The sequence below is a fragment of the Limnohabitans sp. 2KL-27 genome, from assembly GCF_001269345.1.
Lineage (GTDB): Bacteria > Pseudomonadota > Gammaproteobacteria > Burkholderiales > Burkholderiaceae_C > Limnohabitans_A.
The window spans coordinates 1,446,690-1,466,834 of sequence record NZ_CXOP01000002.1; the positions used below are offsets into that span (position 1 = coordinate 1,446,690).

The 20,145-nt window shown below is 61.8% G+C and carries 22 protein-coding genes; 8 read left to right on the forward strand and 14 right to left on the reverse strand.

The features are described from left to right. Positions 1 to 8: 8 nt before the first annotated feature. A complete protein-coding gene (locus LHAB_RS09810; RefSeq protein ID WP_090045825.1) occupies positions 9 to 1,217 on the reverse strand; it encodes a D-amino acid dehydrogenase in 1,209 nt (402 codons plus the stop codon). A 170-nt stretch (positions 1,218 to 1,387) separates the two neighbouring features. On the opposite strand from LHAB_RS09810, the gene LHAB_RS09815 reads away from it, so the two are divergent. The 5 genes from LHAB_RS09815 (at position 1,388) to LHAB_RS09835 (ending at position 6,207) form a co-directional block, all read left to right on the forward strand. Further along, positions 1,388 to 2,341, forward strand: coding sequence for a TAXI family TRAP transporter solute-binding subunit (locus LHAB_RS09815; RefSeq protein WP_090045827.1), 954 nt, complete (start codon positions 1,388 to 1,390; stop codon positions 2,339 to 2,341). 156 nt (positions 2,342 to 2,497) lie between these two features. Next, positions 2,498 to 4,699: a TRAP transporter permease gene (locus LHAB_RS09820; RefSeq protein WP_090045830.1), complete on the forward strand. Its 2,202-nt coding sequence runs from the start codon at positions 2,498 to 2,500 to the stop codon at positions 4,697 to 4,699. 135 nt (positions 4,700 to 4,834) lie between these two features. Beyond that, a complete protein-coding gene (locus LHAB_RS09825) occupies positions 4,835 to 5,422 on the forward strand; it encodes a restriction endonuclease (protein WP_090045831.1) in 588 nt (195 codons plus the stop codon). Positions 5,423 to 5,473: 51 nt separating this feature from the next. Next, complete coding sequence (locus LHAB_RS09830; RefSeq protein WP_090045832.1) at positions 5,474 to 5,842, forward strand: glutaredoxin domain-containing protein; 369 nt, start codon at positions 5,474 to 5,476, stop codon at positions 5,840 to 5,842. A gap of 5 nt (positions 5,843 to 5,847) precedes the next feature. Beyond that, positions 5,848 to 6,207, forward strand: a complete 360-nt coding sequence (locus LHAB_RS09835; protein ID WP_090045834.1) for a hypothetical protein — start codon at positions 5,848 to 5,850, stop codon at positions 6,205 to 6,207. Here LHAB_RS09835 and LHAB_RS09840 read toward each other — a convergent pair. The 7 genes from LHAB_RS09840 to LHAB_RS14675 form a co-directional block, all read right to left on the reverse strand. Further along, positions 6,204 to 7,373, reverse strand: coding sequence for an NAD(P)/FAD-dependent oxidoreductase (locus tag LHAB_RS09840; RefSeq protein ID WP_090045835.1), 1,170 nt, complete (start codon positions 7,371 to 7,373; stop codon positions 6,204 to 6,206). The genes LHAB_RS09835 and LHAB_RS09840 overlap by 4 nt on opposite strands. Continuing rightward, positions 7,370 to 8,293 (reverse strand): ornithine cyclodeaminase family protein, encoded by a 924-nt coding sequence (locus tag LHAB_RS09845; RefSeq protein WP_090045837.1) that lies wholly within the window; start codon positions 8,291 to 8,293, stop codon positions 7,370 to 7,372. The genes LHAB_RS09840 and LHAB_RS09845 overlap by 4 nt, the downstream gene beginning before the upstream one ends. A 34-nt stretch (positions 8,294 to 8,327) precedes the next feature. Then, positions 8,328 to 9,389, reverse strand: a complete 1,062-nt coding sequence (locus tag LHAB_RS09850; RefSeq protein WP_090045838.1) for a cyclase family protein — start codon at positions 9,387 to 9,389, stop codon at positions 8,328 to 8,330. A gap of 107 nt (positions 9,390 to 9,496) precedes the next feature. Continuing rightward, positions 9,497 to 10,387: a DMT family transporter gene (locus LHAB_RS09855; protein ID WP_090045840.1), complete on the reverse strand. Its 891-nt coding sequence runs from the start codon at positions 10,385 to 10,387 to the stop codon at positions 9,497 to 9,499. Between the two features lie 10 nt (positions 10,388 to 10,397). Further along, positions 10,398 to 11,165, reverse strand: a complete 768-nt coding sequence (locus LHAB_RS09860) for an SDR family oxidoreductase (protein WP_090045842.1) — start codon at positions 11,163 to 11,165, stop codon at positions 10,398 to 10,400. A 116-nt stretch (positions 11,166 to 11,281) separates the two neighbouring features. Beyond that, entirely contained in the window at positions 11,282 to 11,914 is a 633-nt protein-coding gene (locus LHAB_RS09865) for a flavin reductase family protein (RefSeq protein WP_090045843.1), read from the reverse strand. 58 nt (positions 11,915 to 11,972) lie between these two features. Continuing rightward, the gene (locus LHAB_RS14675; RefSeq protein ID WP_158268698.1) at positions 11,973 to 12,113 is read right to left on the reverse strand and encodes a hypothetical protein; all 141 of its coding nucleotides are present in this window, start codon (positions 12,111 to 12,113) and stop codon (positions 11,973 to 11,975) included. 118 nt (positions 12,114 to 12,231) lie between these two features. Here LHAB_RS14675 and LHAB_RS09870 point away from each other — a divergent pair, with 118 nt between their 5' ends. After that, on the forward strand, positions 12,232 to 13,500 hold the full coding sequence (locus LHAB_RS09870; RefSeq protein ID WP_194943150.1) for a tetratricopeptide repeat protein: 1,269 nt from the start codon (positions 12,232 to 12,234) through the stop codon (positions 13,498 to 13,500). Then, positions 13,497 to 14,678, forward strand: coding sequence for a HupE/UreJ family protein (locus tag LHAB_RS09875; protein WP_090045847.1), 1,182 nt, complete (start codon positions 13,497 to 13,499; stop codon positions 14,676 to 14,678). Before LHAB_RS09870 ends, LHAB_RS09875 begins: the two co-directional genes overlap by 4 nt. Here LHAB_RS09875 and LHAB_RS09880 read toward each other — a convergent pair. The 5 genes from LHAB_RS09880 to LHAB_RS09900 form a co-directional block, all read right to left on the reverse strand. Continuing rightward, entirely contained in the window at positions 14,675 to 15,082 is a 408-nt protein-coding gene (locus tag LHAB_RS09880) for a type II toxin-antitoxin system VapC family toxin (protein WP_090045848.1), read from the reverse strand. The genes LHAB_RS09875 and LHAB_RS09880 overlap by 4 nt on opposite strands. Before the next feature lie 9 nt (positions 15,083 to 15,091). After that, a complete protein-coding gene (locus LHAB_RS09885; RefSeq protein ID WP_090045850.1) occupies positions 15,092 to 15,322 on the reverse strand; it encodes a ribbon-helix-helix domain-containing protein in 231 nt (76 codons plus the stop codon). Positions 15,323 to 15,442: 120 nt separating this feature from the next. Next, positions 15,443 to 15,688: a 5-fold beta-flower protein gene (locus LHAB_RS09890; protein ID WP_090045851.1), complete on the reverse strand. Its 246-nt coding sequence runs from the start codon at positions 15,686 to 15,688 to the stop codon at positions 15,443 to 15,445. 24 nt (positions 15,689 to 15,712) lie between these two features. Beyond that, a complete protein-coding gene (locus LHAB_RS09895) occupies positions 15,713 to 16,768 on the reverse strand; it encodes an alpha/beta fold hydrolase (protein WP_090045853.1) in 1,056 nt (351 codons plus the stop codon). Positions 16,769 to 17,114: 346 nt separating this feature from the next. Next, on the reverse strand, positions 17,115 to 18,143 hold the full coding sequence (locus LHAB_RS09900) for a S1C family serine protease (RefSeq protein ID WP_194943151.1): 1,029 nt from the start codon (positions 18,141 to 18,143) through the stop codon (positions 17,115 to 17,117). Positions 18,144 to 18,469: 326 nt separating this feature from the next. Between LHAB_RS09900 and LHAB_RS09905 the strand changes: the two genes are divergently transcribed. Then, the gene (locus LHAB_RS09905) at positions 18,470 to 18,901 is read left to right on the forward strand and encodes a hypothetical protein (protein WP_090045856.1); all 432 of its coding nucleotides are present in this window, start codon (positions 18,470 to 18,472) and stop codon (positions 18,899 to 18,901) included. Between the two features lie 2 nt (positions 18,902 to 18,903). Here the strand turns inward: LHAB_RS09905 and LHAB_RS09910 are convergent, their stop codons facing one another. Beyond that, positions 18,904 to 19,884, reverse strand: a complete 981-nt coding sequence (locus tag LHAB_RS09910; RefSeq protein WP_090045858.1) for a tripartite tricarboxylate transporter substrate binding protein — start codon at positions 19,882 to 19,884, stop codon at positions 18,904 to 18,906. Positions 19,885 to 20,145: the final 261 nt, after the last annotated feature.

The following is a 20,145-nucleotide window of genomic DNA, read 5'->3' on the forward strand; positions in this document are numbered from 1 at the left end:
CCTGTGCTTCAGCAGAGGGTGTTCGCCAACTGCGTTGCCGAGCCAAAAGCCAGTGTGAAGCCCAAAGCGCCTTGCCCTGCGTTGATGAATAAATTGCGGGGACCGCCCTGATGCCCAACGATGGGCAGACCCGTGGGGGTGGCCGGGCGCATGCCGGCCCAAGGTTGGATGTCGGTATAACGCGAGCAGTCCGGAAAAAGGGCTTGGGTGGCTTGCTGGAGGGTTTCAATTTGGCGGCGCTGGACGCTGGCGTCCTGACCCACCAATTCGACCATGCCAGCGGCCCGCAGCCGTTGACCCAAGCGCGAGAACACAATCTTGCGGGCGCTGTCGGTGATGTTCACCTTGGGGGCCAGGCCTGTGCCATCGGTGGGCACGGTGATGCTGTAACCCTTGAGCGGATAGATCGGCAATTCCACATCCAAAGAGGCGGCCAGCGCAGGTGCTGTGTGGCCTGTGCACAGCACAAATGCATCCGCGACCACCTCATCGCCATTGTCCAGTTGGACGGCCGCCAGCCGATCGCCCGCAGATACCCATTGTCTGAAGGCCTGCCCCCAACGCAAGGCAGCGCCTCTTGCCTTGAGAATGGCCGCCAATGCTTCGCAGACTTTTTTGCAATCGGCGGCGCATTCGCTGTCGGTGTAGATGGCGCCCGTGAAATCGTTTTGCTGGTGTGCCAGGGCGGGTTCGATGGCGCACGCCTCAGATGCGGTCACAGCCCGCTGGCTCTCCCCCCCCAATTGCTGTTGCAGCAGCATCTGCTGACGTGCCGCCGCAAATGTGGCTTCGGTGCGAAACAACACCAGTTTGCCGGAGGCGGTGTAGTCGACATCGATGTTTTCTCGCTGGCGCAGTGCATCAAACACCTGCCGACTCTGCGCGGCCAAGGTCAGCAATTCAGCCGTGGTCTTGTGCGATTGTTGTGCATTGCAAGCGTGCAGAAATTGCCAGACCCAAGCCCATTGGCGGGTGTCCCATTGAGGCCTGATCTTGAGTGCAGAAGAAGGTGACAACAGCAATTTGGGCAGTTGTGCCCAGATGCCGGGGTCGGCCAAAGGCTGAACATAAGAGTAGCTCAGCTGAGCGCCATTGCCGCCGCTGGCACCAGCGGCCGGGGCGGCACGGTCGATCACGGTGACCTGATGACCTCTTTGGGTCAATTCGTAAGCGGTGCTCAGGCCGATGATGCCAGCGCCCAATACGCAAACATGCATGGTTTTCCTTTGTGCATTGAAACGCGACCTTTGTGCAAGTGGATCGCAGCTTGTCATTAGGGGCATCGATATGAGAGTCTACCCTGAGCGGCCCGCTTTGAAGGTCAATTCAGGCGCAAGTTGTGCTACACAGTAGGGTCTGATTTTTCCACTCTTTCAAGAGGTATTACATGAAGCGTCGTCAACTGTTTTGGGTCTTGAGTTTGGCTGCCGCCATGGCCGCCCCCGTGCATGCACAGCAATTCTTCCGAATTGGTACCGGTGGTACCGCGGGCACCTATTACCCCGTGGGCGGCATGATCGCCAACGCGGTGAGCCAGCCCGGCAAGATCGTCGCCACTGCCCAAGCCACCAACGGCTCGGTGGCCAACGTCAACGGTGTGGCCGGTGGTGCTTTGGAGTCGGGATTCTCGCAGTCGGACGTGGCCACCTGGGCTTACACCGGCACCGGCGTGTACGAGGGCAAGCCCAAGGTCACAGACCTGCGCATGATCGCCAACCTGTACCCCGAGAGCATTCACTTGGTGGTCAAAAAGGGCTCGGGCATCAAGTCCGTGGCCGACCTCAAAGGCAAACGCGTGGCCTTGGACGAGCCAGGTTCTGGCACCTTGGTCAATGCCCGCATTGTGTTGGCCGCTTATGGCGTGAAGGAAAGCGACATCAAGCCCGAGTACATCAAGCCCAATCAGGCCGGTGACAAGCTCAAAGACGGCGCGCTCGATGCTTTCTTCTTTGTGGGCGGTGCACCTGCGGGCGCGATTGCCGAATTGGCATCGAGCGGCACGGGCATCGAGTTGGTGCCTTTGGCAGGCCCCCAGGCCGATGCCCTGCGCAAGACCAATCCGTATCTGGCGGTAGACACGATCGCTGCTGGCACTTACAAGGACGTGCCCGCCGTGCAGACCATGGCCATGGGCGCCCAGTGGGTGACCAGCGCCAAGGCCGATACCGAAACCGTGTACCAGATCACCAAGGCCCTGTATGGCAAAGCCGCTCAGGACACCCTGGCTGCTGGCCACGCCAAAGGCAAGTTCATCACCAAGGAGAACGCGGTCAAGGGGGTGGGCATTCCTTTCCACCCCGGTGCTGAGAAGTTCTACAAGGAAGCCGGTCTGCTCAAGTGAGTGGGGCGCATCAGGCCCAGTGTGTCGTTCACACGGGCCTGATTGCCAACCTTTTTGTAGGGGCCCAGTTGTGGGCCATGATGTTTGAACAGGGCGCTACGGCGCCCTGTGTGTTGTGAACAAGGCCCCAAGGACCTTGTGTTGTGAAGGACAGTGATGGCCGAAGCCCTTGAGCGCAATGTGCGCAATTTGCAGGAACTGGAAGAAAAGTTCGACCCCGAAATGCGCTTTCGGCCCACGCTGCCGCCAGCGACGGTGATCGTGAAATGGCTGCTCATCATCCTGTCGGGTTTCCATTACTACACGGCGGGTTTTGGCTTGCTGCGCGAGACCACCCACCGGGGTGTTCACCTGGCCTTTGTGCTGGGGCTGATTTTTCTGGTGTTTGCCGCCACAAAATCTGACGCGGAGTCCACCGTGTCCAAAAGCCGCCTGAGCATTGGCGGTGTGCCACTGATCGACTGGCTGCTGGGCCTGGCCTGTGCGGCCAGTGTCATGTACATCCCCTATGTGTTTGACGACTTGGCTTTTCGGGTGGGCAACCCGGACACGATGGACGTGGTCATGGGCTCGGTCCTGTTCCTGACCTTGCTCGAAGCCACCCGCCGCTCCATGGGCTGGCCCTTGCCTTTGATTGCGCTGGGCTTTACGGCTTATGCCCTGACCGGGCCGTATTTTCCGGGCCTGCTCAAGCATGCGGGCGCCAGTTGGAGTCAGATGATCAACCACCAGTACCTGACCAGCCAAGGCATTTATGGCGTGGCCGTGGGCGTGGTGGCCACCTATGTGTTTCATTTTGTGCTGTTTGGCGTGCTGGCCACGCGCATTGGTTTGGGGCAGTTGTTTCTGGACATCGCCTCCACCGTGGCCGGGCGTTACGCAGGGGGTCCCGCCAAAGTGAGCGTGTTTGGCTCGGCCATGTTTGGCACGCTCAGCGGGTCGTCGGTGGCCAATGCGGTCACGGTGGGCTCGCTCACCATACCGGCCATGATCCGGGTCGGTTACAAGCGCGAATTTGCGGGCGCGGTAGAAGCCGCGTCATCGACCGGTGGGCAGATCACGCCCCCCGTGTTGGGCGCAGCGGCATTTTTGATGGTCGAGTTTTTGAATGTGTCCTACCAGACCATCATCGCGGCCGCTGTCGTACCGGCTTTCATGCATTTCTTTGGCGTGTTCATGCAGGTGCATTTCGAGGCCAAGCGCTACGGCTTGCGCGGCCTGACTGAGGAGGAAATGCCCAATTTGCGCGAGTCTTTCCGTCAGCGCTGGCCGACCCTGATTCCTTTGGCCTTGCTGATTGCCATTTTGGTGTCGGGCCGCACGCCTTATTTGGCGGCTTTCACCGGGATCACCTCTTGCATCATCGTGGGCCTGAGCACCACCGTGTGGGGCAACCACAGGACCAACTGGGTTTTGCTGGTGGTGCTGCATGTGCTTCTGGCGCTGGTGACGTTTGTGGACTGGGGCAGCGATGGCGAGGCCATCAAGCTGGGATTTTTGGCGCTGGGCGTGGCCCTGATTTGGGCTGGGCAAAAGTGGATGGGCCTGGTGGGGCGCATAGACAATGCCGTGCTGCTGGAGGCCTTTGAAACCGGGGCCAAATACGCGCTGGCGGTGGGCGCTGCTGCGGCCACCGTGGGCATTGTGATTGGCGTGGTCACGCTCACGGGCGTTGGCTTCAAGATCAGCTTCATCATCACCGGTTGGGCGCAGATGATCTCGGCTTTCTTGATGGACTGGTTGCCCGCCTTCATGGCCGACAGCAAGTCCTTGACCCTGCTGGCGGCGCTGTTCATGACCGGCATCGTTTGTATTTTGATGGGCTGCGGCATTCCGACGACGGCCAACTACATCATCATGGTCACCGTGGCCGCACCCACTTTGGTGCAGCTGGGGGTGGAGCCACTGGTTGCGCACTTCTTTGTGTTTTATTACGGCGTGCTGGCCGATATCACACCGCCCGTGGCGCTGGCCGCTTATGCGGCGGCGGGCATGGCCGGCGGTGACCCGTTCAAAACCGGCAACACGGCGTTCCGCTTGGGGCTGGCCAAAGTGCTGGTGCCCTTTGTATTCGTGTTCTCGCCCTCCTTGCTGTTGGTGGCCAAGGGCTTCACTTGGGCCGACTTTGCCGTCACCTTCACAGGCTGTGTGCTGGGCATCGTGGCCTTGGCTGCGGCGCTCAGCGGTTACCTGATGACCGTGATGAATCGATGGGAACGCGCGCTGTGCGCCATCGGTGCCCTGTGCCTGATTGCGCCGGGCCTGAAAATCAGTTTGCTGGGTGTGGCGTTGATGGTCCCCGTGTTGATTCACCAATGGACGACGAGCCGGTCACCCAAAGGCGCATCCCTTGGATGACGGGAAACGCAGGGGGCTTTTCCGTGACTTTTGGGGTTGGGATGTTGGAGCCACTACACTGGCGAGCCTTGGATTGAGGCTCGCCGCTTTTCGACACGGTCTGGCCTTTCACCCCTTGTTCTTCTTTGATTGCCCATGAAATTCAAAATGTCCGAAAAGTCGCTCTTTGCGACTTTGTTACGCGCCCCTTGGTGGGTGAGCTTTTTGGTGATGTTTGGTGTGGCCCTGGTGGCCGGTGCCTTGCTGCCTGAGGCCTACAAAACAGCGGGCATGCTGGGTGCCTTTCCATTTTTTGTGATCGGTGTCATGGCCGCTTGGCGACAAAAAGACGCCATTTCGGCCAGCCGCATCGAGGAACTGACCGCGCAAGCCCGCAGCATGGGTTGGCGTGATTTTTCGGTCTTGATCGAAGAAGCGCTGCGTCAGCAGGGCTTTGTGGTGACCCGATTGAACGAGGGTCCGGCCGATTTCCAGATCGAAAAAAATGGCCGCATCACCTTGGTCAGTGCCAAACGCTGGAAAGCCGCCACCGTGGGCGCTGAGCATTTGCGCGAACTGCTGGCGGTCCGTGAAAGCCGGGATGCTTTTTCCTGCACCTGCATGAGCTTGGGCGTCTTCAGCCAGGCCGCCGTTGACTTGGCCAACGACAGCCCCATGCAGTTGCTCAGATCGGCCAACATCGCGCAACTCATGCACGAAGGGGCCAGCGCCCTCCAGGCCTGAAACAGGGGCATTTTTTTCGGTACACCTTTTTTCGGCTCACCAAGGACCTCCATGACCCGACCTCTTTTGGCCGAATCGGCCATCCACCCGGCCATCCGTCAGCGCATTGCCGAGCACCACTTGCCGGTGATCCAGCAAGTGCAAAACGCCATCGCCCAGCACCCTGTGGTGGTGGTCGGCTTGTCGGGCAACCCCTTTGTGGGCAAGGCCCGCAAGGCGCTGGCGGCGGCAGGTGTGGCGCACGAGTACATGGAATTTGGCAGCTATTTCTCGCAGTGGCGTTTGCGCAATGCCCTGAAGATGTGGACAGGCTGGCCCACGTTCCCCATGGTTTTTGTGCGCGGCACCTTGGTGGGCGGCGCCGATGACTTGCGCCGCCTGATCGACAGCGGTGAACTCAACACCTTGCTCAAAGCCTGAGCCAGATGGCGGCCCTTGCCAAACCCGAGTTGTGGCGCGCCGAGGTGGGCGATGCGGTGGCTGTGCTGAACATTCCGGGCGCACTCCACCGCCCACGCACGTTTGACATCGATGTCAGCCTGCTGGTGCGTGTCCCCGAGGACAACGCCGACGCTTGGCACGATTTGACGTTGGAGATCGACGGCCGGCGGCAATGGCATCGGCGCATTCCCAGCAGCTGCCCGGGCCAGACCGATGGGCTCGATTACCACTGTCGCGTGCGGCTTGAAGCCGGCCCGGCCTTGCGCATCCGCGCGGTGGCGGGCACCCGGGGCGCGGTGGTGCAGCGCTTGCAAATCGAAGCCCGAGAAGACGTGCAGGACTAGCCAATCACCTGCAACTCGCGCAGCGGCCTGTTGTGCAGCAGGCGCTCGTAGCCCAGCTCAGCCACCGCGATGGTGTGCGATTGTCCCTGCAGCATCCACTCGGCCAGCGCCAAACCGGCACCGGCGGCATGCTGCATGCCGTGACCCGAAAACCCGTTGATGAAATACAGGTTGTGCAGTTCAGGGTGTGGTCCGATCACGGCGTTGTGATCGAAGGTGTTCATCTCGTAATAGCCCGCCCAAGCCCGCTCCACCCGCAGCGCGGCCAGCGCCGGAATGCGGTGCGCGAGGGACGCCCATTGTTCGTCGTTCCATTCGGACCAGTCGGGCTCCAGGGGCAGGCCCGGCTCGGTGTGCAAGGGCTCAGAGCCGCTGATCAAAAAACGGCCTTCTGGCCGCAGCCACCAGCCGCTCGGGTCGATGAGCAAGGGGCACTGCGGCAGCGGCTCGGGGCAGGACAGCACAAACACGGTGCGCCGCGCCGCCTCAATCGGCAAAGGCACCCCGGCCATGGCCGCCACTTCGCGGCCCCAAGGGCCCGCCGCATTGACGACTTGGCCACAGGGCAAGCTGGCGCCACTGGCCAGCCGCACAGCCGTCACTTGCGAGCCGGTGAGCGCCATGCCTACCACCCGGTCGTGCAGGCGCTGCACGCCTTGCGCCATGGCTTTCTTCAAGAAGGCCTGGTGCAAGGCCGGGCCGTCAAACCAGCCCTCACCGCTCAGGCCCAAGTTGCCCAGGGCCACATCGTCCACATGCAGCCATGGGTAGCGCTGGCGCAGGGCCTCGGGCTCCAGCAAGGCCACGTCGGCCCCGGCTTGCTTTTGGATGTGGTGCGCAGTTTGCAGGGCGGCCACCTGTTCGGGCTGGGCCAGGTACAAATAGCCGGGCTCCTGCAAACCCAGGTCCACCGGGTGATCGGGCAGGCCCAAGTGCTGCTCAGCTTCGCGCAAAAACGCGATGCCGTACTGGCTCAGGCGGATGTTGACGGGGCAGGTGAACTGCTGACGGATCGAGCTGGCCGACAGCGATGAAGAGGCTTGTTCGTAGCGCGTGTCCGACTCGACCAGGGTCACGCGCAGGCCGGGCTGCATGCGGCTCAACCAATAGGCGGTGGCCGCGCCCATCACGCCGCTGCCCACGATCACCACATCGGTCTGGCTCATGGTCGAGCGCCTTCGGCCAAAGCCGCGCGGTACACCAGCCGAGCGGCCACGGTGTCTTCGACCGCCTGGCCCAGAGATTTGAAAATGACGGTGGTGCCCGCCGGTGGCGGCGCGACACGGCCACACAAAATTTCACCGATTTCGGCCGCGACCCGCGCACCCGAGAGCAGCACATCGCCCGATTCTTTTTCGGCCGCTTCGCGCTGATCGGCCACCACCCAGTGGGCCATGGCGGCGTCATCCAGTTCTCGCCAAGTGGGGCGGGGCGCACCCACGGCCGCCACAAAAGCCCCCGGCTTGAGCCAAGCGCCTTGGAGCACGGGCTCGCTCGCATTGGTCACCGTGCACACGATGTCGGCCCCCCGCACGGCGGCTTCGGCGCTGGCGCAAGCCACGCCGCCCACGTCTTGGGCGCATTGCTGCGCGTTGGCTGCGTTGGGGCTCCACACGCGGATCTCGGAAATGTCACGCACGGCGCGCAGCATGTGCGCATGGCTGCGGGCCAGCACACCGCTGCCCAGCATGGCCACCACCTGCGGGGTGCTCGGCACCAGCGCGTCGGCCGCCACGGCCGAGGCCGCCGCGGTGCGCATGGCGGTGATGGTGTTGCCCTCCATCACCGCCAACGTCTGGCCCGTGGCCGGGTCCATCAGCACAATGGTGCTCAGCAGCGTGGGCAAGCCTTTGGAGGCATTGCCCGGCACCAGGGTGATGAGCTTGGTGCTCAGGGCATCGCCCAGTTGTGCGGGCTTCAAAAACAGCAGGCCATCGGTGCTGGCTTCGCCAATGGGCATGACCAAGCGCAGCGGCTGGACCACTTGACCCAGCGTCAGCGCCACCAAGGCCTCGCGCACGCCTTGCAGCAGGTCGGGCACGCTCAGCAGTTGCTGGACGCGTGCTTCGTCAAAGTAATGGACCATGGGGTGTCTCCTGGGTGCCGGGGGCGGTAAGGCCTCACACGGTGGCAATCGGCGTGGCCGGTGAGCCAATCGCTCCGGGCAAGCGCAAAGGCGGGGCGGTGAGTAAAAAGCGTGAGCGATGGGCTGCGCGCAGCCAGTTGGCCAGCGGGGTGAGGTGCCAGATTTCGCCCAAATGGACCCCCAGCTTGAACAGGCAATGCTCGTGCAAGGGCAGCGCTGCACAACTGCCGGGCCGGGGCGTGGCGGGCAAGCCTTCGACCGCGTAGTTGTCGGCGATCAGGGCCACCAAGCCCGAATCGGTGATCCACTGCAGCAGCCGCTCGTCGCGCCCCTCCAGCACCGCACACGAATTTTCAACCGCGTGCGGGTCGGGCTGTTTGTTCATCTCCAGCAGCATCTGCGCAAAGCCGGTGTGCAAGCACACCATGTCGCCAGGCGCGACCACCACTTGGTCTTTTTTCAGGATGTCCATCAGCAGGTCGTAACCCACCCGCACCCGCTCACGACCCAGATGGGCATGCAGATCGATCATGACCGCACGGCCTTGCACGCAGCGCTCGGACATTTTTTCGATGCCTAAGGCTTTGGCCGCCGAGGTCGATTCGCGGGCGATCTCGGGAAAACCAAAAATGCCCGCCCCAGCGCCACTGCCGGGGCCCACCACATCGGTGCCTGCGCGAAAGCCGTTGTAATAGACCGGCTCGGGCACGCCGTCCCCGTCGGCGTCGAACATCGAGCCCACATGGGCCAAACTATCCCACTGGGTGCTGTACTGCAAGTGCATGATGACCAGGTCGTCGCACACCACATCGGTGCAGGCCGGGTCGTCGCACAGCAGTTGGTAGTTCATATTGGGTTTGCCTTCGCGCAGGGTGGGGCGCAGGACAGGGGGCATGCGCCTGGGGTTGAGCACATTGCCACCCGGAAAATCCAGCGGCAGGCTCAGGTTGAAGGTTTGCCCCGTGCGCACTTCCTGCATGCCTTGCAGCACTTTCTCGGGGGTCAACAGGTTCATGCGCCCGAATTGGTCGTCAGGCCCGAAGTCGCCCCAGTTCGAGCCCGGCGGGCGGTGTTTCCAGCGGGAAGAAGAGGACATGCAGGACTCCTGTGATGACAACCCAAGCGCAACACGCGCGCCACGCATCTTGTGCGCTGGGCTGTGGGCGGGCTGTCACCGATCTGACTGAAGGCTGTCTTGGCCGCTCACTTCTCGCTTTGGCCTTGAAATTCCCGCCACAGCAAATACAGACCGCTGGCCACCACCACCAAGGCACCCAACACCACAGCCAGGTCGGGCACCTGGCCAAAGACCAGCCAGCCGAGCACGGTCATGTAAATGATCTGTTGGTACAAAAACGGCCCCAGCACTGCCGCCGAGGCGTAGCGGTGGGCCACGGCCACAAAGTAGTGGCCAATGCCGCCGCACAAACCGGCCAGCGCCATCACGAACCACTCCAGCAGCGTGGCCGGTTGTTGCCATTGCCACAGCGCCACAGGCGTCAACACCAAGGTGGCAACCACCGCCGAGGTCAGTTGCGTGGTCGCCGGGTTTTCGCTGCTGGCCAAGTAGCGCGTCATCATGTTGAACAAGGCATACAAGACCGCGTTGAGTGCGGACAACAAAATGGCCGGATGAAAGCCTTGGCTGCCGGGGCGGATGATCACCAACACCCCCGCAAAGCCCACCGCAATGGCCAGCCAACGCTTGGCGTCCAGCCGCTCGCCCAGCCACCAAGCCGACAGCAGGGCAATCAAGATGGGCACGGAAAACTGCATGGCCCCGGTCTCGGCCAGCTGTAAATACTGCAAGGCCCAGAAATTGAGCGCGGTCATGGCCGCCAGCATCAAGCCGCGCAGCAGCTGCAAGCGCGGGTGCCGCCAGCGCAGCAAATCGCCTTTGAACGACGGGGCAAACACCGCGATGGAAAACAGCGAGTGCGTGAGAAAGCGCATCCACACCACCTGCATCACAGGCAAGGTGAGCACCAGCCACTTGGCCGATGCATCCAGCACCGCAAACATCAAGGTGGTGATGGTGACCAGCGCTATGCCGATGCGGCGGTGCTTCGCACTGTCGCTGAATAGCTGGCTCATCGGGCCGGGCTCATCGCTTGGGGGGTGTTTCCAGCCCGCCGGTGTAGAAGCGGTTGAAGGTGGGGGAGATGATCAGTTCGTTGATGCAGGTGCGCTCAGGCATCTGCGCCACAAACAAGATGGCCTGGCCCATGTCCTCGGCCTGCACCATGCGCTCGCGCTGCTCGGCAGACGGCGGCACGGGCCGTTTGTCCAGAATGGGCGTGGCCACTTCGCCGGGCAAGAGCGAGGTGGCGCGGATGCCATTTGTGCACTCCTCCATGTTGATGGACTCGGTCAAGGCCAGCACAGCGCGTTTGGTGGCGTTGTAGGCCGGACCCGTGAGCTTGGACGCGTACAGCCCCGCCCACGACGACACGTTGATGATCAAGCCGCTTTGCTGCTGGCGCATGGCGGGCAGAACCGCGTGCACGCAATAAAACAAGCCCGACAGGTTGATGGCGACCACATCGTCCCAAGCCTCGGGCGTGACCACGTCGAAATTGCGTTGCGTGGCATTGGTGCCCGCGCTGGTCACCAAAATGTCGATGCGCCCATGTTTGTCCAAAATTTGCTGCGCGGCCGCCTTGACGGCGTGCTTGTCGGCCACGTCCAAGAGCAAGGCCTCGGCACTGCCCAGCGCCTGCAGCGCGGCCAAAGCGCTGGCGTTGGTGGCGGCGTTGCGCCCCGAAATCACCACATGCGCTCCGGCTTGTGCCAGCGCCATCGCGCCGGCCAGCCCGATGCCGCTGCCTCCGCCGGTGATCCATGCGACTTGTCCTGTGAGTGGTGCGGTCATGTGTGAGTCCTGAGCTGGGGAGGAAGGGCCAGATTAACCCAGCAACGACCGTGCGGCCTGCGCCTCAGGTGACACCCACTGGCGCTGCCCGTGCGCTCAGGGGTCGCAGCAAGGCCTCACTTGGGCAGGTCGCGCGCACCACTTTCCGGGCGGTACATCTTGAACAGCTGCTCGGGTCCGATGGTGAAGTAATCGGCGGCGCCACCCCCACGCAAAATGTGCCCGGCATGGGCCGTGTCGTAGACCCCGCCCTTGAGCAGGCGCTCGTCGATGTGGATGCCCACCACCTGTCCAAACACCATCCAGGTTTCGATCTTTTGGCCCTGCAGGTCTTGCAGCTGCAAAATTTGCGTGCAGCGGCACTCGAAGCTCACCGGGCTTTGTGCCACGCGCGGCACACCCACCACCCTCGAAGCCTCAGGCGTCAGGCCCGCCAGATCAAATTCGCTCACCTCGGGCGGCACCGCTTCACAGGTCTGGTTCATCACCTCGGCCAACTCGCGCGTGACCAGGTTCCAGACAAACTCGCCCGTGGCCTCGATGTTGTTGAGCGAATCCTTGCGCCCAATGCTCGAAAAACCAATGACCGGCGGCACATAGTTGAAGGCACTGAAAAAGCTGTAGGGGGCCAGGTTCAGCACGCCGCTGGCGCTGCGGCTGGACACCCAGCCAATGGGGCGCGGGCCCACGATGGCGTTGAAAGGGTCGTGCTTGAGGCCGTGGCCCAGGTGGGGTTCGTAAAAATGCATCGTGGTCAACTCGTAAAAAAACCCCTCGAAAGGGGTTTGGCCTAAAGGTCAAGAAAGTTTACTTCTTGACGCAAGCAGGGTTCTTTTCGTTTTCTTTCTTGGAGCAGTCGACTTTTTTGTCGTCCATTTTGCCGCCGCCGTGCGCACCTGCGAAGGCGGGCATGGACACCAACATGAAAGCGGAAACGAGAGCAGTCATCACGAATTTCATAAAAACACCTTGGAGGAGAGAGGTTGAAAAAAAGGGCCAAAACAGTGAACTGGTGTGAGCCAACGCATAGACGCATACTATCAAGCATCAAAGGCACATGAAAACCATGGACAAAACCCACCGCTGCCGCTGTGATGCTTTCACGCCGATTTCAGCCTTGCGCGTCACTGCGCTGTTGGGGATCTGGGTGGCCGTGTCGCCCGTTCCTGCCCAAGAGCGTTTTAAGCCTGCAGAGTCTGCGGTGGTTTTGACTGCGTCGGTGCACGCCGCCAGTGGACGCCCCAATGCTTTGCGGGCTTTGGACCAAGCCTGGCGCGCACAGCCTCAACAGTTGCCCACCGCTTTGGCCTATGCCCGGGCGGTTTTTGTATTGGGTCTGTCCGAGGGTGATTTGCGTTGGTATGGCTCGGCCAAAGCGGCTTTGACGCCCTGGTGGACGGCGGCCGATTTGCCTGCGGAGGCTTATTTTTTGCGGGGCTTGGTCAAACAAGGCTTTCACGATTTTCAGGAGGGCCTGAAAGACATCAACCGTGCCATTGCTTTGGAGCCTGCACGCGCCGAATTTTGGTCTTGGCGATTCGCTTTGCACCTGCTTTTGGCCGATATGGCGGGGGCTCAAAAAGACATTGACGAGATGGGCCGGCTGTTTGGCCAAGAAGAGGCCCAGGTTTACCGCGCTGTCTTGCTGTACCGAACCGGCCAGCCTTTGCCTGCGGTGGACATGCTGAGCCGGGCCTTTCGCTCCGCCAACTACCAAGACGCCTCCTCGCAAGACTGGTTGGGCTTCCATTTGGGCGAGGCGCACCGTGTGGCTGGGCAGCCTGCCCGCGCCCTGGCTGTTTGGGGACAGCGCCTCCAAGCCAGCCCGCGGTCGCACCTGATCCGCTTGTCGCTGGCCGATCTGCACAACCAGCAAGGCCAGTACCGTCAAGCCCAAACCATCGCCATGGCCGCCAGCGGCAAGGCACTCAACAGCACCACCACCCTGACCGATGCCCTCTTGATGCAGGCCGTGTTGGCCAGTCGCGGCTTGAAAGACCCCGACGAAAGCCGCTTGGCCAGCCAACTCGAGGCTCGGCTTCAGTCCCAAGCGCTGCGGCAAGAGGCCTTGATCGAGCGGCCCAAACTCATTTACCAAATCGCCTATGGGCGCGACCTGAAAGCGGGGCTGGCTTTGTCGGTGGACAACTGGCAGTTGCAAAAAGAACCGCCCGATGCGGTCTTGTTTGTGCAGGCTGCGCTGGCGCTGGGCCAAGCTCGGGCTGCCGAGCCCGTGGTCAACTGGGCAGCGGCAACCGGTTACACCGATCCGCAATTGACGCCGATGCTGGCGCAGCTCAAGTCCCACCCGAGCTGGGCTGGGGGACGCCCATGATGTTTTTGTCCCCAAACTGGAGGGCACAGCGCTGGCTTGTTGCGGCGGCTTTGGCGTGTTTCAGCGTGCTGAGTGCCCCTGTGGCCCATGCGCACTCGAGCAGCAACAGCTACCTCACGCTCAGCACATCGGGTACGGCCTTGACGCTGCGGGCCGATGTCCACCTGCGAGACCTGGACCTGATTTTTGACCTGGACGCCAACCGCGATGGCCAAGTCACTTGGGGTGAGACTCAGGCACGAGGCCCCGAGTTGAACGACTGGCTGGGCCAGGGCATTGCGATCACGGCAGCGGGCCAAAAGTGCGCCTTGGGCCGTGCTGATCTGCAAGCCAGCGAGCATGCTGACGGCACTTACCTGAGCGCCCTGTGGCTTGTGAATTGCCCAGGGCTGTCTTCTGCCGCTGACGCGGCCGATGCCCGTCTGGCGCTGCGGTATGGCTTGATTTTTTCGCAAGACAGTTTGCACCGCGGCTTGCTCAAGGTGGATTTCGGCGATCACCCAACCAGCGCCTTGCTCAGCCCGGAAAGGCCCGAGGCCCAAGTCGGCCGCGACAACAGCAGCCCGCTGAAAGTTTTCGGTCGCTACATCCTCGAAGGCGTGTGGCACATCTGGATTGGCATCGACCACATCGTTTTCCTGCTCAGCCTCTTGGTCCTGGCCCCCTTGCAGTCTTCGCGCCAAAGGGTGGTGCATTGGCAAGCGGCCACACAGGTCCGGCCCGTGGTGCTGGACGTGCTGGCGGTCGTCACGGCCTTCACGGTGGCGCACTCCATCACGCTGGGCTTGACCATCACGGGTTGGCTCACGCCGCCTGCCGATCTGGTGGAGCCGGCCATTGCCCTGTCGGTGGTGCTGGCAGCGCTGAACAACTTGCTGGGTTTCAGCGCCCTCAAGCGCTGGCGCTTGGCCTTCGTTTTCGGTCTGGTACACGGTTTCGGCTTTGCCAGCGTGCTGCTCGACCTGGGGCTGCCCGCCAGCGCGTTGCTGGCCGCGTTGGGCGGCTTCAACATTGGCGTGGAGCTGGGGCAGCTGGCCATCGTGGGGGCCTTTTTGCCGGTGGCTTGGATGCTGCGCCACACCCGCTTTTACCGCTGGTTGGTGGTGGCTGGAGGCTCAGCGGCCATCGTGGTGCTGGGGGTGTTTTGGACGCTTGAACGCGTGGGATGGTTGGGTTAAGTCGGATCGTGCCAGTTGATGCACTGCAGGCCCGTTACCCGAGAAAACTCGCGCACATTGCGCGTGATGAGTGCGGCTTGATGGCGCATGGCAGTGGCTGCTATCAAGGTATCGTGAGGACCGATGGGCGTGCCTGCCGCTTCCAAAGCGATGCGAATTTTGGCGGTCTGCAAGGCACATTCATCATCAAAGGGCAGCATTTGCAAAGGGCGAAAAAATTGTGCCAAGGCGGCCAGGCGAGGTTCGGCTGCTTCTTGGGGTAAGCGCATCAGTCCGTAGCGCAATTCGTACGCCACAATGGCCGGAACGCCGAGCGTGCCCGGTCTCACCGCTTGCATGCGAGGCACCACCTGCGGGTCACCTCTGAAGTAATAGCTGATGGTGTTGCTGTCGAGGATCAACATGGCCGGCCATCAAAAAATCAGGCGCGGCACATCGGCGGGCTGGCTGTGGGGGGCATCTTCCTGGAGTGGGAAGTCTGCAAAACGGCCCGCCAGCGCCAGGCAGTCTTGCGGCCAATCGTGCGCAGCATAAGTGCGGATGATGTCCGCCACCCATCGGCTCTTGGAAACCCCATTGGCTTTGGCTGCTTCATCGACCAAGGCTTGGGTGGCATCGTCCAAATACAGCGTGATTTGTGACATGGTTCAGCTCCAGCGTGAAAAGTATATGTGCAAGTATAAGTGCTTTGTGTCTGGGGGCCAAATTCAGACGGGACAGCGAACCCCATACAGGCCAGTCCTCCATAGCCGGGAGCCACCACCTCACATGAAGAAATAAAAGAACACGATCATCTGCATGCGCCGCAGGCCATCGGCCCGGCCGATCTGGCGGCCCGAGCCGTCGTAAAGGCGATCGCCGTCGATGCGACCCATCTGCGAACCCGATGCACTGTAGAGCCGGTCGCCGTCGATGCGGCCGATCTGGCTGCCTGAGGCACTGTAAACCCGGTCTCCGTCAATTCGACCCAGCTGCCGCCACGAGCCGTCATAGACGCGTTCGCCATCCACCCGCCCGATCTGCAGCGAGGGTTTTCAAAGGCGTTTGGCGCAAACCGCTTCCTGCGCCTGCTGTGGGCTTTGTCGCCGCGTCAGCGCACTTCGCTGCAACCAATGGTGCAGGTCTTGCATGACTTCGCGGGTTTGCAGCTGGCGCGTCAACAGGTGCCAGCCTTCGGGGTAAACCACAAAGTCCAGCGCTGTGCCCGGGGCGCCTGCCGCGTTCAGTTGGGTGAGCCAGTCGCAGACAGGCAGGGGAGGAATGATGCGGTCCCGCAGACCATAAAGCACCAGGCTGCGCTGTGGTGGCTGGGTGTTCAGGCTTTGAGCGCGTCCCATGAGCGCGGTCACTCCGGCCAAGCTGCTGACGCGGGTGGCTTTGATGAAGAGCGGATCGCGCCCAAGTTCGCGCGAGACCTCGAGGTCGTTGGTGGGGGTGATGCCCAGCGACTGCACGCCCCGGCCTGTGAAGGTCATGTCGGGCGCCACGGCATTCATGAATTGCAGGCTGATGCGTTGGTACCAGGGCATGCTTTGTGCGCCCCAAACGGCGGGGGCCTTGAGCACAATTTGGTCCGCAGTCAAGCCGGGCGATTCACCCGCTGCCACCCACACTAAAGCGCCGCCCATGCTTTCGCCCATCACCGTGAGCGGCAAGCCAGGGTGTTGCTGGCGCAGTTGCATCGCAATGTGGCGCAAATCGGCCAAAAGTGCCTCCGTGCCTGGCCAGATGCCGGGTCCAGGGTTGGCCCCAAAGCCACGCTGGTCGTAGGCGTAGACCATGGCACCGAGTTCGCCCGCCAGGTGCTGCGCCAGTGGCTCGAAAGCCTTGCTGTAGTCGTTGAAGCCGTGCACGCCCAGCACAATGTGCCGGGGCGCAGGCGTGGTCCATACACGTGCGGCCAGGCTGTCGCCGCCGGGCAGATCAAAACGCATGGGCGTGGCCGGCATCACCTGGGCTGGGGTGATTTTGTCGGGTGCAACAGGCGCGTTCAGCGGTGTCGCAGGGGCGCTGCAGCCAGCCAAACACAGCCAGGCGAGTGCGGCGAAGAACTTTGGGGCACCGGTCAGGTCAAGCGTGAAGGGGTTCATCTCAGAGCATCCCAAGGCACTGGGTCCCAAGTGACCTTGATCACACGGGGGGGCCCATTTTTTGAGTCCACGGGGTCAATGCGACCTTGGGACTGCATTCATGCGCAGGGCCCATGGCTCGGCGTGAGCTGAGCAAGGTTTTGTATTGGTTAAGGCGGTAGATTTCAGACATGGCAAGCAGAAAAAGGGCGGGTCAGTGTATCCCCAAACCCCGTGCCCAAAGGTGTGGCTAAGTCCGGGTACAAGCCTGCCACGGCGCACGTTGGTGGGGTTGGCGAGGCGCGCTTAGAAATAAAGCAAACAGGGGCCGCCAAGGGGCCGCGGCGGGGTCCATTCCATCCAAGCATCAAATCCCGCTGGGCCGTTTGAGTGAGCCGGAGCGATCGGTGCTGAGCAGTTCCACGTCGCGGCTTTGCCCCTGGCTGCGCACAGTCAGTGTCAAGCGGCTGCCTGCAGGCCCCAGGGCCCGCAGGCGGCGGTAAAAATCGGGCAGGTCTTGCAAGGTTTGCCCTTGCAGGGCCACCAAGGTATCCCCCACGGCGATGTTCGCAAGCGCTGCAGGGCTGTTGGGCGCCACACGCAAAACCGCCAAGCCGCCGCTGGGCAGGCGCTGGCTGGTGATGCCCAACCATGGCGTGCCCGAGCCCATGCGTTTGCCGCTGCGCAGCAAGTCGGGCAGGGCGTCTTTGAGCAGGTTGACCGGGACAAACAAATTGCCCGGCAGAGGCACTTGGTCGCCGTACACGTCTTGCACCAGCAAGGAGCCAATGCCCACCAGGCGGCCTTGGGTGTCAAACAAACCCGAACCACTCCAATTGTTCACGGCGGGCAGCGTCATCAGGGGAGACTCCAGCAGGTATTCCCAACTGCCGGCGAAAGCTTTTCTGGACACCATCTCGAGCGCCGTGGGCGTGCGCTCGTTTTGGCCCAGAGTCCACAGCTGGCCAGGCGTGGTCAGCGAGTCCGAGTCGCCCAGTGGCACGGCATCGAGGCGCAAAGGGATCAAGGCGCGGATCAGGCCCAGGCCGCTGAGGTTGTCCACGTCCCGAACCTGGCCGGGAATGCGACGGCCTTGGTGGTCGATCAGGTCCACGCTTTCGGCTTCGAGCAGCAGGTAGCCGATGGTCAGCACCAAATCGGGGCCGATGACCACGCCCGAGCCTTCGCGGCGCTGGCCCAGGGTGCGGCTGGTGTTGGCTTGCGCGTCGCTGCGGCTTTGCACCGTGACCACCGATTGCAGCACCCTTTGAAGAGGCTCTGGCGGCATGGCGATGGGCACACCTTGGGTTGTTTCAAGCGGACTGACTGGCTGCGCCCAAGCCAGCGTGCAAGACAAGAAAAAGGTGCATAAAGCCATCAAAAAACGGTGGTGCATGTCCATTCCCAGAAAAATAGGCGCGCCCAAAGCACCCATTCATTGTCGATCGTGTCATTTAACCCTTGGGCCAGAATGCCCAATGGCCTTTGTGGCGCCAGCAGTCCTGGAAGGAGGGGTCAAGCCCTCGGCTTCCTCATGGCACACGGGCACGACCAGCCACACCATCGAGCGCTGCCCATGCGAGGGGCTTGAAGGTTTGTTCAAGGCGTGGGGCCGGGTGGGGTTCGCAAAAGGGCATCGTTAAAATTCAACCCAACAATGACCTCGTTCGTCTGTGCAGCATCAGCCGATGCAAGCCGCGATCAACCTTCAAGCACCTGCGCATGACACCCCATCTACCCCGCTTGGACGCCCAGGCTTTGAAAGCCCTGGCTCAGGCCTCTTCACCCCAGACATGCCAATGCGCCTTGGGGCCCTGTGCCGGCTGGGAAAGCGTGACCGAAGAACGCTGGCCCGGACCACAAATGACCGCCGTGGGAAGCCTTCGTGCAGAACCCGCTGAGGATGAACAGGCGCCGGTCATCGAGCCCACGTTTGAAGAATTTCATCCCTTGGGCACCCGATACGACAGTCCTTTGGCGCCGTTTGCGCCTCAATTTTTCCCCTGCAACCGAAGCGATGTTTTTTCTTGTAACCGCTGCCAACGTGTTCTGCTCAGGTACACGGAGTTTGGCGGCTATTACGTCGACCACCGGGTGCGCTCATTGAACGGTGATTTGGTGGTGGATGCACCAGCCCCGGATGCGGCTGCCTGACATCAGTCCGCTTTGATGCCGTTGTCGCGCACCACTTTGGCCCAGGTGTCGATCTGACCGTCAATGAAGGTTTTGGCTTTTTCAACACTGCCACCTGAAATCTCAATGCCTTGCGCCACCAGGCGTTTGGCAACATCCGGGTTGGCCAGCGCCTTGTTCAGCTCTTCGTTCATGCGCCGGATGATGTCTGGAGGTGTTTTGGACGATGCCAACAGCGCCCACCAAGCCGGCGCTTCGAATCCCGCAAAGCCCGCCTCGGCAATGGTGGGCACATCAGGAAAGTCGGCGACACGTTTGGCCGATGTGACGGCCAGTGGCCTCAAACGCTTGCTCTCGATGTGCGGTTTGTTCAAAAAGACGGTGGCCATGGACAATGGAATGTGCCCCGCAATGGCATCGTTCATCAAAGGGCCACCCCCTTTAAATGGGACATGGTTGAATTCCATGCCGCCACTTTTGCCCAGCAAAGACATGGCCAAATGCGCCAGGCTGCCATTGCCAATGGAGCCATAGGCGACGTTCTTTTTGGCCTTGGCAGCGGCCACCACGTCGGCGAATGTTTTGTATTCGGTGTTGGCGTGCGTGGTCAGCATCATGGCCGAGGTGCCCACCAGCACCAGAGGAGTCAGGTCCTTTTTGCTGTCATAGGGCATGTTGGGCATCAGGCTTTGGTTGACGCCGTGCGTGTCGAACACCACCGCAAAGGTGTAGCCATCGGCGGGGGCATTGAGCACGCTTGCTGTGCCGATCACCCCCGATGCACCCCCTTTGTTTTCAACCACCACGCTTTGGCCCAGTTGCTGAGACAGTGGGCCTGACAAGATGCGTGCCACTTGGTCCACCGATCCGCCGGGCGGAAATACAGCCACCAATTTGATGGCTTGTTTGCTGGGCCAGGCTTGCGCCCAAGTGCCCATGGGCAGACTGACAGCCAATAGTGCGCCCGTGAGGCACGCCGTGAGTTTGATCCAGGAGACGGTCATGGGGCATCCTTTTGTATCGATGACCAAAGTATGGTCCGGATGCCGGTTTTTCTTTTCAGCGTATTCCCTTAAACCAGCGAGCACTTTTCGCAGCCGGTGCTGAGGTTGGCGCCAGTGTGCATGCATGCCCCAGCTTGGGGCGGCCTTCATTTGAGGGGCGTGGGGGAAGTTGTCTCCGAGCTGTGATTTACCCCCAAACACCGTGCCCAAAGGTGTGGATAAGTCCTTGAACAACTGCGCCAAGCCGCACCCTGACTGGTG